Below are 13,958 nucleotides of genomic sequence, written 5' to 3'. Positions count from 1 at the left end.
GCAGGTCACGGGCCCTTTGTTCCGTGTGGCGGCGCCAGGATTCGAACCTGGGAAGGCTGAGCCGGCAGATTTACAGTCTGCTCCCTTTGGCCGCTCGGGCACACCGCCGGGGTTGCTGCCTGGAACCGCTGTTCGCGGTGGTCCGTGGCAACGACGTAAACGATACCTGATGCCCAGGGGTGCTTCGCCACTCGATTGATCGGCGCCCGGGGCCGGGGCCCGGCGGGCGGGCAGTGGCTAGGCTTTGCGGATGCGGTCGGCGACGAAGGCCGTGTATCCGCTGAGTACGCAGACACCGATACAAGGAGCCACAGGACATGGCCGACTCCAGTTTCGACATCGTCTCGAAGGTCGAGCGGCAGGAGGTCGACAACGCCCTCAACCAGACGGCCAAGGAGATCTCGCAGCGCTACGACTTCAAGAACGTCGGTGCCTCGATCTCCTGGTCCGGCGAGAAGATCTTGATGGAGGCCAACTCGGAGGACCGGGTCAACGCGATCCTCGATGTCTTCCAGTCCAAGCTGATCAAGCGCGGCATCTCCCTGAAGGCGCTGGACGCCGGTGAGCCGCAGCTCTCCGGCAAGGAGTACAAGATCTTCGCCTCGATCCAGGAGGGCATCTCCCAGGAGAACGCCAAGAAGGTGGCGAAGATCATCCGCGACGAGGGCCCGAAGGGCGTCAAGGCGCAGGTGCAGGGCGAGGAGCTGCGCGTCACCTCGAAGAGCCGCGACGACCTGCAGGCCGTCCAGGCACTCCTGAAGGGGCAGGACTTCGACTTCGCGCTGCAGTTCGTGAACTACCGGTAGGCCCCGCCGCGTACGACGTAGGGCGGGCACCCGGACCGGGTGCCCGCCCTTGCTGCTGGCCGCAGTCTGTGTCGTCGCCGTCAGCGGCGTGAGTGGCCGAAGAGGATGCGGTAGGCGATCAGGAGGACGAGGGAGCCGCCGATGGCGGCGGCCCAGGTCGCGCCGTCGTAGAAGTGGTCGGCTATCGGGCGGTCCAGGAAGCGTGCCGAGATCCAGCCGCCGACGAAGGCTCCGGCGATGCCGATCAGCGTCGTGCCGATGAAGCCGCCCGGGTCGCGGCCCGGGAGCAGCAGCTTGGCGGTGGCACCGGCGAGCAGCCCGAGAACGATCCAGCTGATGATGCCCATGGTGACCTGCCTTTTCGTGCCTGTAGCTGTTCGTACCTTTTCGTGCGCTGTTGTCCTGGAGGACGTCGGGCGGGCCGCGCGCGGTTCCCGGGCGCCAGTAGGGTGCGGCGCATGACACAGCCGGTGGGGCACCAGGGTGCTGCTGGGACAGGGGAGCTGCGGCGGACGCTCGGCGTGTTCGACGCGGTGGTGATCGGGCTCGGCGCGATGGTGGGCGCCGGGGTGTTCGCCGTGCTCGGGCCCACGGCGGGGGCGGCCGGTTCGGGGCTGCTGATCGGGCTCGGCGTCGCCGCGGTGGTCGCGTACTGCAATGCCATGGCCTCCGCTCGGCTCGCGGCGCGTTATCCGGCGTCCGGCGGGACGTATGTGTACGGGCGGGAGCGGCTCGGGGAGTTCTGGGGGTATCTGGCGGGCTGGGCGTTCGTCGTCGGCAAGACGGCGTCGTGCGCGGCGATGGCGCTGACCGTGGGCGCGTACGCCTGGCCGGATCAGGCGCACGCGGTCGCCGTGGCCGCCGTTCTCACGCTGACCGCCGTCAACTACCTGGGCGTGCAGAAGTCGTTGTGGCTGACGCGGATGATCGTCGCCGTGGTCCTCGCGGTGCTCGTGGCCGTCGTCGCGGTGTGTCTGGGGTCGGCCGAGTCCGATGCCGGGCGCCTCGAAGTGGGGCTGTCGGACGGCGGCTTCGGAGGGGTGTTGCAGGCCGCCGGTCTGCTGTTCTTCGCTTTCGCGGGGTACGCGCGCGTGGCGACGCTCGGCGAGGAGGTACGCGATCCGGCGCGCACCATTCCGCGGGCGGTCCCGTTGGCGCTGGGCATCGCGCTGTGCGTGTACGCGGGCGTGGCGGTGGCCGTGCTCTCGGTCCTGGGGGCCGGTGGTGTGGCGGAGGCCACGGCTCCGGTGGCGGACGCCGTGCGGGCCGCGGGTGCGCCGGGGCTGGTGCCGGTGGTGCGGGTGGGCGCGGCGGTGGCGGCGCTCGGTTCGCTGCTCGCGCTGATCCTGGGGGTGTCGCGGACGACGCTGGCCATGGCGCGGGACCGTCATCTGCCGGGCGCGCTGGCCGCGGTGCACCCTCGCTTCCGGGTGCCGCACCGCGCGGAGCTCACCGTGGGCGCGGTGGTCGCGGTGCTCGCGGCGACGGCGGACGTGCGGGGCGCGATCGGCTTCTCCTCCTTCGGGGTCCTCGTGTACTACGCGATCGCCAACGCCTCGGCGTGGACGCTGAGTCCGGCGCCGCTCGCGCGTGTGGGGCCGGCGGTGGGCCTCGTCGGCTGCCTGACGCTGGCGTTCGCGCTGCCGGGGGCTTCGGTGCTGGCGGGTGCGGCGGTGCTGGTGGTGGGGATGGCTGCCTACGGAGCGCGGAAGAGGATGGCCGGCTACCAGCCCTGATTCCCGGGCGGGTGGTGCGGCGGGTTCGCCGGCGCGGGCCTGCCGAACGGGCCGGCCGCGATGAACGGCTCGTCCGTGGGCACGATTTCGCGGCCCAGCGGCAGCAACGAGATGGGGATCATCTTGAAGTTGGCGAGGCCCAGCGGGATACCGATGATCGTGACGCACAGCAGCAGGCCGGTGAAGATGTGGCCGAGCGCGAGCCACCAGCCCGCGAGGATCACCCAGAGGACGTTTCCTATCAGCGAGGGCGCGCCCGCGCCCCGGCGCTCGATCGCCTTGCGTCCGAAGGGCCACAGCGCGAACAGGCCGATGCGGAACGACGCGAGACCGAACGGGATGCCGATGATCGTGACGCACAGCAGCACGCCCGCGAACAGGTAGAAGAGGCACATCCACAGGCCGCACAGGATGAGCCAGATGACGTTCAGAACTGTCTTCACTGCTGACGACCTGCCATCTGCTCGAGCCGGGCGATGCGCTCCGCCATCGGCGGGTGGGTGGAGAACAGCTTCGACATACCCTGACCGGGCCGGAAGGGATTCGCAATCATCATGTGGCTCGCCGTTTCCAGCCGTGGCTCGGGCGGAAGCGGCAACTGTTTCGTCCCGGCGTCGAGTTTGCGCAGGGCGCTGGCGAGGGCCAGTGGGTCGCCGGTGAGCTGCGCGCCGGACGCGTCGGCCTCGTACTCCCTGGAACGGCTGATGGCGAGCTGGATGACGGACGCGGCGAGCGGGCCGAGCAGCATGATCAGGAGCATTCCGAAGATGCCCGGGCCTTCGTTGTCGTTCGACCGCCCGATCGGAATCAGCCAGGCGAAGTTGACCAGAAACATGATGACGGACGCCAGGGCGCCGGCGACCGACGAGATCAGGATGTCGCGGTTGTAGACGTGGCTCAGCTCGTGGCCGATGACTCCGCGCAGCTCGCGCGGGGTGAGGAGGCGCAGGATGCCGTCCGTGCAGCAGACGGCGGCGTTGCGCGGATTGCGGCCGGTCGCGAAGGCGTTCGGCGCCTCGGTCGGTGAGATGTAGAGGCGGGGCATGGGCTGGCGGGCCTGGGTGGAGAGCTCGCGGACCATGCGATACAGCTCGGGGGCCTCGAACTCGCTCACCGGGCGGGCCCGCATCGCGCGCAGGGCCAGCTTGTCGCTGTTCCAGTACGCGTACGCGTTCGTGCCGAGCGCTACGAAGAGCGCGATGATCAAGCCCGTACGCCCGAAGAAGCTGCCGATGACGAGGATGAGTGCGGACAGTCCCCCGAGGAGTACGGCGGTTTTCAGCCCGTTGGTCCGGCGGTGCACGGTACGCCCTCCTGGTGGTGCGCGGGGGAACCCTCTGCTTGCTGGTGCTTCCACTGTTCAGTGGACCCTCCCTTACTGGTCAACGCCAGGCGGAGGGTGCTAGTTCCCTTGTGCGCTCAGGAGCGGGTTGGGCCGCGCGGGTGACGGGCCCCTCGCATGGCCCGGGGGCGCCCGCGTGCGGCGGTCGGCGCGCGCCCATCTGCGCTCAGCGCACGCCCTGCTCCGCGAACTGCAGGACGAGCTGGGGCGCCCCGGAGAGGGCGACGCCGAGCACGGCCGTGACCGCGATGGCCACGGTGAGCGGGGCGGGGACGCGGTGCTTGACCGGCTCCCCCTGGGGCGCGCGGAACAGCAGCGCCGTCCACTGGAGGTAGTAGTAGAGCGCGATCACCACGTTGGCCGCCATGACGACGGCGAGCCAGCCGAGGCCCGCGTCGACCGCCGCCGAGAAGACGGTGACCTTCGCGAAGAGGCCGATGATGCCCGGCGGCAGGCCGGCCAGGCAGAGCAGGAAGAACGCGAGGACCAGGGCCGACAGCGGGCTCCGCGCGTACAGGCCGCGGTAGTCGCTGACACGGTTCAGGGCCTGGGTGCGGCCGACGAGGGCGGCGACGGCGAACGCTCCGAGGTTCACGGCGGCGTACATCAGGGCGTACGCGACGGTGGCGCCGGTGGCCTCCAGGACGTCGGAGCGCTGGTCGGCGTATCCGGCCGCGGCGATCGGCACCAGGAGGTAGCCCGCCTGGCCGACCGAGGACCAGGCGAGCAGCCGGACCGCGCTGTACGCGCGCGTGGCCTGCTGGCGCAGGGCGGCGACGTTCCCGGCGGTCATGGTGAGGGCGGCGAGCGCGGCGAGCGCCGGGCCCCAGACGTCCGCGTACTCCGGGAAGGCGACGACCGTGACGAGGATCAGGCCGGTGAAGCCGACGGCCTTGCCGACGACCGAGAGGTACGCGGCGACGGGCAGGGGCGCGCCTACGTAGGTGTCGGGTACCCAGAAGTGGAAGGGGACGGCCGCCACCTTGAAGGCGAAGCCGACAAGGGTGAGGACGACGCCGGTCCGCGCGAGCGTGTCCAGCTGCCCGTCGACGTTCCCGAGCTTCTCGCCGAGCTCCGTGAGGTGCATCGTGCCCGTGGCGGCGTACACGAAGCTGACACCAAGGAGGGTCACGGCGGTCGCCGTCACCGAGGAGAGGAAGAACTTCAGGGCCGCCTCGGAGGAGCGCTTGTCGCCACGCCTTAGGCCGACCAGCGCGAAGGCGGGCAGGGACGCGACCTCCAGGGCGACGACGAGCGTCGCCAGGTCGCGGGAGGCGGGCAGCAGGGCGGCGCCCGCGGCCGAGGAGAGCAGCAGGAACCAGAACTCCCCTTCGGGGAGTTCCTTGTCGGTGTTCCGCGCGTCCTTCAGGGAGGTCATCGACAGCAGGGCGGTGAGCAGCGCGCCGCCGATGACCAGGAGCTGGATGACGAGGGTGAACTCGTCGACGGTGTAACTGCAGGCGGTGGCCCGGGGGCCGCTCAGGCAGAACGTCGAGCGGGCGTCGCTGTCCGAGTCGGTGAGCGGCAGCAGGAACAGGCCCGCGGCGGTGAGGCCAGCGAGGGAGATCCAGCCGAGGAGGTGCTTGTTCCGGTCACTCAGGAAGAGGTCGGTGACGAGGACGGCGAGGCCCACGACCGCCACGATCGTCGGCGGCGCGACCGCCACCCAGTCGACGGACTGGATGAGGCTCGCGGAGCTTTCGACGGCACCGGAGTGGGCGGCACCCGCCTCGACGGTGCTTGCGGCGACGGTCACGACTTGCCTCCTGCGAGGAGCTGCTGGACGGCCGGGTCGGTGAGGCCGAGGAGGGCCGCGGGCCAGAGGCCGGCGAGGACGGTGAGGGCGACGAGGGGCGTCCAGGCGGCGAACTCGTAGCCGTGGACGTCGGCGAGCCTCGGTGTTCCTTCGGCTTCGGCGGTCGGGCCCATGCAGACGCGGCGTACGACGATGAGCATGTACGCGGCCGTGAGCAGGGTGCCGAACGCGGCGATCGCCATGAACGTGAGGAACGCGGGGCGGCTGAGGTCGTCGGCGGGCTTGAACGCGCCGAACAGGGCGAGCATCTCGCCCCAGAATCCGGCGAGTCCGGGCAGGCCGAGCGAGGCGACGGCGCCGAAGGCGAGCAGGCCGCCGAGGCGCGGGGCCTTGCCGTACAGGGCGGCGCCGGACTCCTTGGCGAGGGTGTCGAGGTCGCTGCTGCCGGTGCGGTCCTTGAGCGCCCCGACCAGGAAGAACAGCAGGCCGGTGATGAGGCCGTGGGCGATGTTGGCGAACAGCGCGCCGTTCACGCCGGTGGGCGTCATGGTCGAGATGCCGAGCAGTACGAAGCCCATGTGGCCGACGGAGGAGTACGCGATGAGGCGCTTGAGGTCGCCCTTCGCGCCGGGCCTGGCGAGGGCGAGGCAGGCCAGCGATCCGTAGATGATCCCGACGACGGCGAACGCCGCGAGATAGGGCGCGAACGTCTCCATCCCGTCGGGCGCGATAGGCAGCAGGATCCGGACGAACCCGTACGTACCCATCTTCAGCAGGACACCGGCCAGCAGGACCGAGCCGACGGTGGGCGCGGCGGTGTGGGCGTCCGGCAGCCAGCTGTGCAGCGGCCACATCGGCGTCTTGACCGCGAGCCCGATCCCGACCGCCAGAACGGCGATGACCTGCACGGAAGTGCTCAGCCCAGGGTCGTTGTCAGTGGCGAGTGCCACCATGTCGAATGTGCCCGCCCTCAGCCCGATGAGGAGCAGGCCGAGCAGCATGACGACGGAACCGAGCAGCGTGTAGAGGATGAACTTCCAAGCGGCTTGGGTCCGTTGCTCACCGCCCCAGCGGGCGATGAGGAAGTACATCGGGATGAGGACCATCTCGAACGCGAGGAAGAACAGCAGCAGATCGAGGACGGCGAAGGTCGCGAGGGTGCCGGACTCGAGCACGAGGATCAGGGCGACAAATGCCTTGGGAGACGGGCCCGCAGGCATTTTGAAGTAGCTGTACAGCGCGCAGAGGAAGGTCAGCAGCGCGGTCAGGACCAGGAGGGGGAGCGAGATGCCGTCGATGCCGAGATGGATGCGCACGTCGAGTGCGGGGATCCAGCTGATGTCCGTCGTGGCCTGCATCTTCGACGGATGGTCGTGGTCGAAGCCGAGCGCGAGGACGACCGCGGCGGCAAGGATCACGCCGGTCACGGTCACGCCGTGGCGCAGCACGGCCTGGTCCGGCGACTTCCCCTTCAGCCCGGGCGGGGCCGGGAGCAGAGCGGCGACGGCGCCGATGAGCGGGCCGACGACGATCAACGCGAGAAGGAACTGCATCACTGACTCACTGATACCGATCACGGCTGCTCACGCTCCGGCGGTGGCGACGAGGACGGCGGCGACCGCCAGGACGACGGTGCCCGCGAGCAGCGCGCTCAGATAGGTCTGCACATTGCCGGTCTGCGCGCGGCGGACGGCGGCGCCGAGCCAGCGGGGTGCGGTGCCCGCGCCGCGTACGTACGTGTCGACGACCTCGCGGTCGAGGAAGCGGACGAGACGGGCGCCGGCCTGGACGGGGCGGACGAACAGGGCCGCGTAGACGGCGTCGAGGTGGAAGCCGACGGCGGCGTGGCGGTGCAGCGGGCCGAGCAGGAGTCGGCCCGGGTCCGCCGGGTCGGGGGCACTCGCGACATCTCCGTACGCGGGCGCGTGCGTGGCGATGGCCTCCGCCTCGACCTGGCCCGCGTCGGCGTCCGGGTGGGCGGCGACCGCGCCGATCGGGACGCGGGCGGCGAGCGCGGTGGTGTGCCGCCACGCGCCGTACGTGACCAGGGCGCCGACGAGGGCGAGGCCCGTGCCGAGGACGGAGGTGGTGAGCGTCGGGGCCAGCTTGTGGCCGTCGAACCAGTCCGGGAGGGCGCCGACGGTCACACCGAAGGCGAGCGACGGGACGGCGAGCACCCAGAGCACGGCGGTCATGGCGACCGGCTGCCTTCCGTGGTCGGGTGCCTCCGCTCCCCTGCCGTAGAAGGCGAGCAGCCACAGGCGGGCCGCGTAGGCGGCGGTCAGCAGGGCCGTGACCAGGCCGGCGACGAGGACGATCCAACCGGCCGTCGCCGGGGCGGACTCGGCGTGGCCGGTGGCCGTGTGCTCGGCGGCGCCGAGGACGGCCTCCTTGGAGAAGAAGCCGCTGAACGGCGGAATCGCGGCGAGCGCGAGGAGCGCCACGGTCATCGTCCAGTAGGCGTCGGGGACGCGGGCCCGCAGATCCTTCATGCGGGACATCGCGGCCAGCGAGTTGGTGCCCGCGGCGTGGATGATCACGCCGGCGGCGAGGAACAGCAGCGCCTTGAAGGCGCCGTGCGACAGGAGGTGGAAGACGGCCGCGCCACGGTCGCCGACGGCGAGGGCGCCGGTCATGTAGCCGAGCTGACCGATCGTCGAGTACGCGAGGACGCGCTTGATGTCGTCCTGCGCGAGCGCGGCGAGCGCCGAACCGGCCATCGTGACGGCGGCCATGACGGCGAGGACGACCAGGGCCGCCGCCGAGGCGGCGAACACCGGGAGGAGCCGGGCGATGAAGTAGACACCGGCGGCGACCATCGTCGCGGCGTGGATGAGCGCGGAGACAGGGGTCGGGCCCGCCATCGCGTCGGGCAGCCAGCTGTGCAGCGGGAACTGCGCGGACTTGCCCGCGACGCCCGCGAGGAGCAGCAGCGCGATGAGAGTGGGGTGGTCGAGGCCGCCGTTCGCGACGGTGGCGAGGATCTTCGTGATCCGGAACGAGTCCGCGTCCACGGCGAGGGCGAACAGGCCGATCAGGAAGGGGACGTCGCCGAGCTTGGTGACCAGGAACGCCTTCAGGGAGGCGGCGCGCGCCTCGGGCGTCTCCCAGTAGTGGCCGACGAGGAAGTACGAGCAGATGCCCATGATCTCCCAGCCGACCAGGAGCACCATCAGGTCGCCGGAGTAGACGACGAGCAGCATCGCGGAGGTGAAGAGCGAGACGAGGGCGGCGTACGAGGGGTAGCGCGGGTCGTCGCGCAGGTAGGCCGTCGAGTAGATCTGCACGCAGGAGGCGACGACGCCGACGAGGACGGCGACGAGGGCCGCGAAGCCGTCGATGTGCAGGGCGAGTTCGACGGGCACCGAGCCCGTGGGGGTGAGCTGGGTGGCCGCGTCCACGGCGCCGTCGCCGCCCTGGCGGGCGGCCACGACGGCGGCGAGCACGAGCGAGGTGAGCGCGGGCAGGACGGCGAGCGGGCGCGCGAGGCCGGGAACGGTCCGGCCGAGCAGCAGGCCGGCGACGGCGCCGAGGAACGGCAGCAGGGGGACGAGGACGGCGAGGGTGGTCGTGGTCACGCGGTGGCCTCAGCCTTCTGCGACGCCTTGCCCTCGGCGGGCCGGTCGGGCTGGTCGGGCTCGGCGGCGGCGCCTTCGGAGTCTCCTCCGCCGCCACCGCCGTCGTCGGGGCGTTCGGCGGTGTCGCGGAGATCGTCGACGGCGGAGGTGCCGCGGTTGCGGTAGACCGCAAGGACGATCGCGAGGCCGATGCCGATCTCGGCGGCGGCGATGGCGATGGTGAACAGGGTCAGGGCCTGGCCGGCGTGCAGGGCGTCGCGCAGCCAGACGTCGAAGGCGACGAGGTTGAGGTTGACGGCGTTGAGCATGAGCTCGACGGACATCAGGACCAGGATCGCGTTGCGGCGGGCGAGCACTCCGTACAGGCCGACGCAGAAGAGGAGGACGGCGAGGACGGCCGGATAGGCGAGGTGCATCAGCGCTGCTCCTTGTCGCTGTCGGCGGCGCGCGGGGGGCCGGGGCTCTCGGAGCGGGCGGCGTTCCTGCGGGACAGGACGATCGCGCCGACGAGCGCGGCGAGCAGCAGGACCGAGAGCGCCTCGAAGGGCAGGACCCAGTGCCGGAAGAGGATCGAGCCGGTGACGTCGGTGGTGCCCTGCGGCTTGTCGAGGTCGATCCACTGCGTACGGAAGGCGTCGACGACGACCCAGACCAGGGCGGCGGCAGCGGCGAGCGCCACGGCCAGCGCGACGGGCCGGTTGCCGGAGTCGGCGTCCGGGGAGCGGCCGATGGGCGCCCTGGTGAGCATCAGACCGAAGAGGAGGAGGACGACGACGGAGCCCACGTAGATGAGGACCTGGACCCAGGCGATGAACTCGGCGGTCAGGAGCAGGTACTCGACGGCGAGCCCGCCGAGTGCCACCACCAGCCACAGCGCGGCGTGCACGAGCTGCCGGGTGGTGACGGTGACGACGGCCGCGCCGAGGGTGACGAGGCCGACGAGGACGAAGGCGATCTCGACGCCGGTCGGGGAGAGGAAGCCCTGGGGGGCGGCGGCTGCGAGGGTGCCGTGGCCGACGGCTGCGAAGGTCACGCGTCCCCCTCCGGGTCGGCCGGAGCTTCCTGCGCGGCGGCGAGCTTCTCCGCGGCCTTGCGGGCCGCGGCGAGTTCCTTGGGTTCCTCGGCGGCCGGGTCCAGGGCGGGCGGGGCGGGGACGGTCCACATCCACTCGCGGAGCTTGTCGCGTTCGTGGGTGAGTTCGCGGATGTCGGTCTCGGCGTACTCGAACTCCGGGGACCAGAACAGCGCGTCGAAAGGACAGACCTCGATGCAGATGCCGCAGTACATGCAGAGGGAGAAGTCGATGGCGAAGCGGTCGAGGACGTTGCGGCTGCGCTCGCGGCCGCCGGGCGCCGCGGGCGGGACCGTCTCCTTGTGGGAGTCGATGTAGATGCACCAGTCGGGGCACTCGCGGGCGCACAGCATGCAGACCGTGCAGTTCTCCTCGAACAGGCCGATGACGCCGCGGGTGCGGGGCGGCAGGTCGGGCTGGACGTCGGGGTACTGCTCGGTGACGGTCTTCTTCGTCATCGTGCGGAGGGTGACGGCGAGGCCCTTGGCCAGGCCGCTTCCTGGGATCGGGGGCACTAGTTGATCGCCACCTTCACGATTCCGGTGAGCGCGATCTGCGCGAGGGCGAGCGGGACGAGGAGGGTCCAGGAGAGCTTCTGGAGCTGGTCCTCGCGGAGACGGGGGTAACTGACGCGCAGCCAGATGACGACGAAGGCGAGGACGGCGGTCTTCAGCAGGGTCCACACCCAGCCGAGCCCGTCGGCGCCCCACGGGCCGTGCCAGCCGCCCAGGAACAGGACGGTGGTCAGGCCGCACAGGACGACGATCCCGGCGTACTCGGCGAGCAGGAAGAGGGCGAAGCGCAGGCCCGTGTACTCGGTGTACGCGCCGAAGATGATCTCGGAGTCGGCGACGGGCATGTCGAAGGGCGGGCGCTGGAGTTCGGCGAGGCCGGCGACGAAGAACACGAGCGCGCCGACGATCTGCCACGGCAGCCACCACCACTCGAAGGCGTGCACGATGCCGGGCAGTGAGACGGTGCCCGCGGCCATCGCCACGGAGGCGGCGGCGAGCAGCATCGGCAGCTCGTACGCGAGGAGTTGGGCGGCGGTGCGCAGGCCGCCGAGGAGGGAGAACTTGTTGGCCGACGCCCAGCCCGCCATCAGCGAGCCGAGGACGCCGACGCCCATGACGGCGAGGACGAAGAAAACGCCCGCGTCGATGACCTGCCCGACCGCGCCCTCGGAGGGGCCGATCGGGATGGCGAGGAGGACGAGCAGGTAGGGAAGGAGGGCGACGGCCGGGGCGAGCTGGAAGACACGGCGGTCGGCCTCGGCCGGGACGATGTCTTCCTTCTGCGCGAACTTGACGCCGTCCGCGACGAGCTGGGCCCAGCCGTGGAAGCCGCCCGCGTACATGGGGCCGAGGCGGCCCTGCATATGGGCCATGACCTTGTGCTCGGTCTGGCCGATGACCAGGGGCAGCGCCAGGAAGACGACGAAGACGACGAGGAGTCGCAGGGCGACGTCGAGGGCGTCGTTCACTGCGAGCCTCCTGGACGGTTTTCGGGGTGTTCAGCCTCGGGGTCTTCGGGGGCTTCCGGTTCGGGGGTGGCCGGAGCATCCGGTTGCGGAGCTTCCGGTTCGGGGGTCGCCGGAGCATCCGGTCGCGGGGCTTCCGGTTCGAAGGCCGGGCGGGCGTGGTGCCAGGGGGCGTCGGCACTGCGGGGCCCGGGCTGAGGCTTGGCCTCGGGCTCCGGGGCGGGCGTGGGTTCGGTCACGGGGGGCGACGGCGGGGTCGACGCCGGTTCCGTACGTTGTGAGGCCGAGCCCTGGGACGCGCTGCGCGCGCGACGTACCGGAGTGGTGGCCTCCGGCGTGGCGGGCTGGTCCGCGGACTGGCCGGGAGCCTGGCTGGGGGCCTGGCCGGGAGCCTGGCTGGCCGACCCTTCGCCCGCGGTCCGCGTCCGTCGAGCGGGCCGTTCCCCCGCACCCGCGGCACCCGCCGCGCGCCCCGCACCCGCCGGGCGCCCAGCGCCCCGCGCGGGCCGCGCCGGAGCGGCCGGAAGCTGCCCCTTCAAGGGACCCCACTCGTTCGGGTCGGGCACCCCGGGCGGCAGCATCTGACGCCGCTTCGGGCCGCCGTGCTCCGACTCCCCCGGCTCCTTCGCCCCCGGCCACGCCTTGGCGACCCGCGCCGCGAGCACGAAGTCCTTGCGCAGCGGGTGGCCTTCGAAGTTCTCGGGCAGCAGCAGCGGTACGAGGTGGGGGTGGCCGTCGAAGCGGACGCCGAACATCTCGTGGGTCTCGCGCTCGTGCCAGGCCGCGCCCGCGTAGACGTCGACGGCGGTCGGCAGCACGGGCGCCTCGTGCGGCACGGTCGTACGGACGAGCAGACGCCGCACCGGGGCGAGGGCCACGACGTGCGCGGACACGCGGAATCCCGTGCCCGGTTCGTCGACGGCGCTGAGCCAGTCGAAGTAGGTGCAGCCGAGTGTGTCGCGGGCGGTGCGCAGGGCGTCGGTCCAGGAGGCGGCGGGGACGTCCGCCGTCAGGACCTCGTACGACTCCTCGGCGGTCGCCTCCGCGCCGAACAGCTCCTCGACGGGAGCGGGCAGCCAGCCGGTCATCCGGCGTCCACCCCCGAGGCCCCGGGCGCGGGCGGCGTGACGAGGCCGCTGCGCAGCGCGGCCGTGGACGGCCGGGGGCCGTTCGCCCCGTACCGCTCGCCGAGCGACTCGCGCGCGATCTTCTCCTGGAGCTTGAGGATGCCCTGGAGCAGCGCCTCCGGGCGCGGCGGGCACCCGGGGACGTACACGTCGACGGGGATGATCTGGTCGACGCCCTTGGTGACGGAGTACGAGTCCCAGTAGGGGCCACCGCAGTTGGAGCAGGCGCCGAACGAGATGACGTACTTGGGCTCGGGCATCTGCTCGTACAGCCGCTTCACGGCGGGCGCCATCTTGTCGGTGACCGTGCCGGAGACGACCATCAGGTCGGCCTGGCGCGGCCCCGGAGCGAACGGGATCACGCCGAGGCGGATGAAGTCGTGCCGGGCCATGGAGGCCGCGATGAACTCGATGGCGCAGCAGGCGAGCCCGAAGTTGAAGACCCACAGGCTGTAGCGGCGGCCCCAGTTGAGGACCACCTTCATCGGCTCGGGGGCGAGGCGGGACAGGACGCCGAGGCGCTTCGGCTCCGGGAGGAGCACGGGCTCCGCCGGCGCCCCGGCCGCCGCCGGCCCTGTGTGCTCCTGGTTCACGCCCATGTGAGGACGCCCTTCTTGTATGCGTACAGCAGGCCCACGGCCAGGAAGCCGAGGAAGATGAACATCTCGACGAGGGTCGCGGCGCCGTAGCCGGGCGCGGCGAAGACCGTCGCCCACGGGAAGAGGAAGATCGAGTCGACGGCGAAGATGACGTAGAGGAACGCGTAGACGTAGTAGCGGACCTGGGTGTGGGCCCAGCCCTCGCCGACCGGGTCGACACCGCACTCGTACGTGAGCAGTTTCTCCGGGGTCGGCACGACGGGGCGCAGGAGCCGGCTCGCGCCGAAGGCCACGGCGACGAACAGCACGCCCACAACGGCGAGCAGTCCGACGACGGAGTACGACTCGAAGTAGCTCGCCGCGACGTCCGTGTGGTGCGTCGTCACTGGCACGTCAGCCCCTCACTCCTGAAACACTCCTGACATTCCCGAACTCCGGCACTCACCGTCTCGCCCGTTCGAC

At 71.4% G+C, this 13,958-nt stretch carries 15 protein-coding genes and 1 tRNA gene; 2 read left to right on the top strand and 14 right to left on the bottom strand.

From position 1 onward, the window contains the following. Positions 1-26 precede the first annotated feature (26 nt). Positions 27-108: transfer RNA gene (locus STRAU_RS10325), tRNA-Tyr, on the bottom strand. 209 nt (positions 109-317) lie between these two features. Between STRAU_RS10325 and STRAU_RS10320 the strand changes: the two genes are divergently transcribed. After that, on the top strand, positions 318-806 hold the full coding sequence (locus STRAU_RS10320; protein WP_016640224.1) for a YajQ family cyclic di-GMP-binding protein: 489 nt from the start codon (positions 318-320) through the stop codon (positions 804-806). 80 nt (positions 807-886) lie between these two features. Here the strand turns inward: STRAU_RS10320 and STRAU_RS10315 are convergent, their stop codons facing one another. Beyond that, entirely contained in the window at positions 887-1,153 is a 267-nt protein-coding gene (locus tag STRAU_RS10315) for a GlsB/YeaQ/YmgE family stress response membrane protein (RefSeq protein WP_016640223.1), read from the bottom strand. 111 nt (positions 1,154-1,264) lie between these two features. Here STRAU_RS10315 and STRAU_RS10310 point away from each other — a divergent pair, with 111 nt between their 5' ends. Then, complete coding sequence (locus tag STRAU_RS10310; protein WP_037658525.1) at positions 1,265-2,542, top strand: APC family permease; 1,278 nt, start codon at positions 1,265-1,267, stop codon at positions 2,540-2,542. Here the strand turns inward: STRAU_RS10310 and STRAU_RS10305 are convergent. From STRAU_RS10305 to STRAU_RS10250, 12 genes are all read right to left on the bottom strand, one after another. Continuing rightward, positions 2,530-2,985: a YccF domain-containing protein gene (locus STRAU_RS10305; RefSeq protein WP_016640221.1), complete on the bottom strand. Its 456-nt coding sequence runs from the start codon at positions 2,983-2,985 to the stop codon at positions 2,530-2,532. The two genes, STRAU_RS10310 and STRAU_RS10305, sit on opposite strands and share 13 nt — an antisense overlap. Beyond that, the gene (htpX, locus tag STRAU_RS10300; protein ID WP_016640220.1) at positions 2,982-3,845 is read right to left on the bottom strand and encodes a zinc metalloprotease HtpX; all 864 of its coding nucleotides are present in this window, start codon (positions 3,843-3,845) and stop codon (positions 2,982-2,984) included. Before htpX ends, STRAU_RS10305 begins: the two co-directional genes overlap by 4 nt. Before the next feature lie 205 nt (positions 3,846-4,050). Beyond that, positions 4,051-5,568, bottom strand: coding sequence for an NADH-quinone oxidoreductase subunit N (locus tag STRAU_RS10295; protein ID WP_037658541.1), 1,518 nt, complete (start codon positions 5,566-5,568; stop codon positions 4,051-4,053). Between the two features lie 68 nt (positions 5,569-5,636). Then, positions 5,637-7,217 (bottom strand): NADH-quinone oxidoreductase subunit M, encoded by a 1,581-nt coding sequence (locus tag STRAU_RS10290; protein WP_037658523.1) that lies wholly within the window; start codon positions 7,215-7,217, stop codon positions 5,637-5,639. A 6-nt stretch (positions 7,218-7,223) separates the two neighbouring features. Further along, positions 7,224-9,218, bottom strand: a complete 1,995-nt coding sequence (locus STRAU_RS10285) for an NADH-quinone oxidoreductase subunit 5 family protein (RefSeq protein ID WP_016640217.1) — start codon at positions 9,216-9,218, stop codon at positions 7,224-7,226. Further along, complete coding sequence (gene nuoK / locus STRAU_RS10280) at positions 9,215-9,634, bottom strand: NADH-quinone oxidoreductase subunit NuoK (RefSeq protein WP_016640216.1); 420 nt, start codon at positions 9,632-9,634, stop codon at positions 9,215-9,217. Before nuoK ends, STRAU_RS10285 begins: the two co-directional genes overlap by 4 nt. Beyond that, a complete protein-coding gene (locus STRAU_RS10275; RefSeq protein WP_016640215.1) occupies positions 9,634-10,251 on the bottom strand; it encodes an NADH-quinone oxidoreductase subunit J family protein in 618 nt (205 codons plus the stop codon). Before STRAU_RS10275 ends, nuoK begins: the two co-directional genes overlap by 1 nt. After that, the gene (locus STRAU_RS10270) at positions 10,248-10,805 is read right to left on the bottom strand and encodes a NuoI/complex I 23 kDa subunit family protein (RefSeq protein WP_016640214.1); all 558 of its coding nucleotides are present in this window, start codon (positions 10,803-10,805) and stop codon (positions 10,248-10,250) included. Before STRAU_RS10270 ends, STRAU_RS10275 begins: the two co-directional genes overlap by 4 nt. Continuing rightward, positions 10,805-11,773 carry a complex I subunit 1/NuoH family protein gene (locus STRAU_RS10265; protein ID WP_016640213.1) on the bottom strand — a complete coding sequence of 323 codons (969 nt, stop codon included), beginning with the start codon at positions 11,771-11,773 and terminating at the stop codon, positions 10,805-10,807. Before STRAU_RS10265 ends, STRAU_RS10270 begins: the two co-directional genes overlap by 1 nt. After that, on the bottom strand, positions 11,770-12,858 hold the full coding sequence (locus STRAU_RS10260; RefSeq protein WP_016640212.1) for an NADH-quinone oxidoreductase subunit C: 1,089 nt from the start codon (positions 12,856-12,858) through the stop codon (positions 11,770-11,772). Before STRAU_RS10260 ends, STRAU_RS10265 begins: the two co-directional genes overlap by 4 nt. Beyond that, positions 12,855-13,496 (bottom strand): NADH-quinone oxidoreductase subunit B, encoded by a 642-nt coding sequence (locus tag STRAU_RS10255; protein WP_016640211.1) that lies wholly within the window; start codon positions 13,494-13,496, stop codon positions 12,855-12,857. The genes STRAU_RS10260 and STRAU_RS10255 overlap by 4 nt, the downstream gene beginning before the upstream one ends. Then, entirely contained in the window at positions 13,487-13,888 is a 402-nt protein-coding gene (locus tag STRAU_RS10250; RefSeq protein WP_037658521.1) for an NADH-quinone oxidoreductase subunit A, read from the bottom strand. Before STRAU_RS10250 ends, STRAU_RS10255 begins: the two co-directional genes overlap by 10 nt. Positions 13,889-13,958: the final 70 nt, after the last annotated feature.

This window comes from Streptomyces aurantiacus JA 4570 (genome assembly GCF_000414115.1).
Classification (GTDB): Bacteria; Actinomycetota; Actinomycetes; order Streptomycetales; family Streptomycetaceae; genus Streptomyces; species Streptomyces aurantiacus_A.
This window is presented reverse-complemented; position numbering and strand designations above follow the sequence as displayed.

Coding starts and splice junctions, on each gene's coding strand:
- STRAU_RS10320 (WP_016640224.1), top strand. CDS start 318: ATGGCCGACTCCAGTTTCGACATCGTCTCGAAGGTCGAGCGGCAGGAG.
- STRAU_RS10315 (WP_016640223.1), bottom strand. CDS start 1,153: ATGGGCATCATCAGCTGGATCGTTCTCGGGCTGCTCGCCGGTGCCACC.
- STRAU_RS10310 (WP_037658525.1), top strand. CDS start 1,265: ATGACACAGCCGGTGGGGCACCAGGGTGCTGCTGGGACAGGGGAGCTG.
- nuoK (WP_016640216.1), bottom strand. CDS start 9,634: ATGCACCTCGCCTATCCGGCCGTCCTCGCCGTCCTCCTCTTCTGCGTC.
- STRAU_RS10260 (WP_016640212.1), bottom strand. CDS start 12,858: ATGACCGGCTGGCTGCCCGCTCCCGTCGAGGAGCTGTTCGGCGCGGAG.
- STRAU_RS10255 (WP_016640211.1), bottom strand. CDS start 13,496: ATGGGCGTGAACCAGGAGCACACAGGGCCGGCGGCGGCCGGGGCGCCG.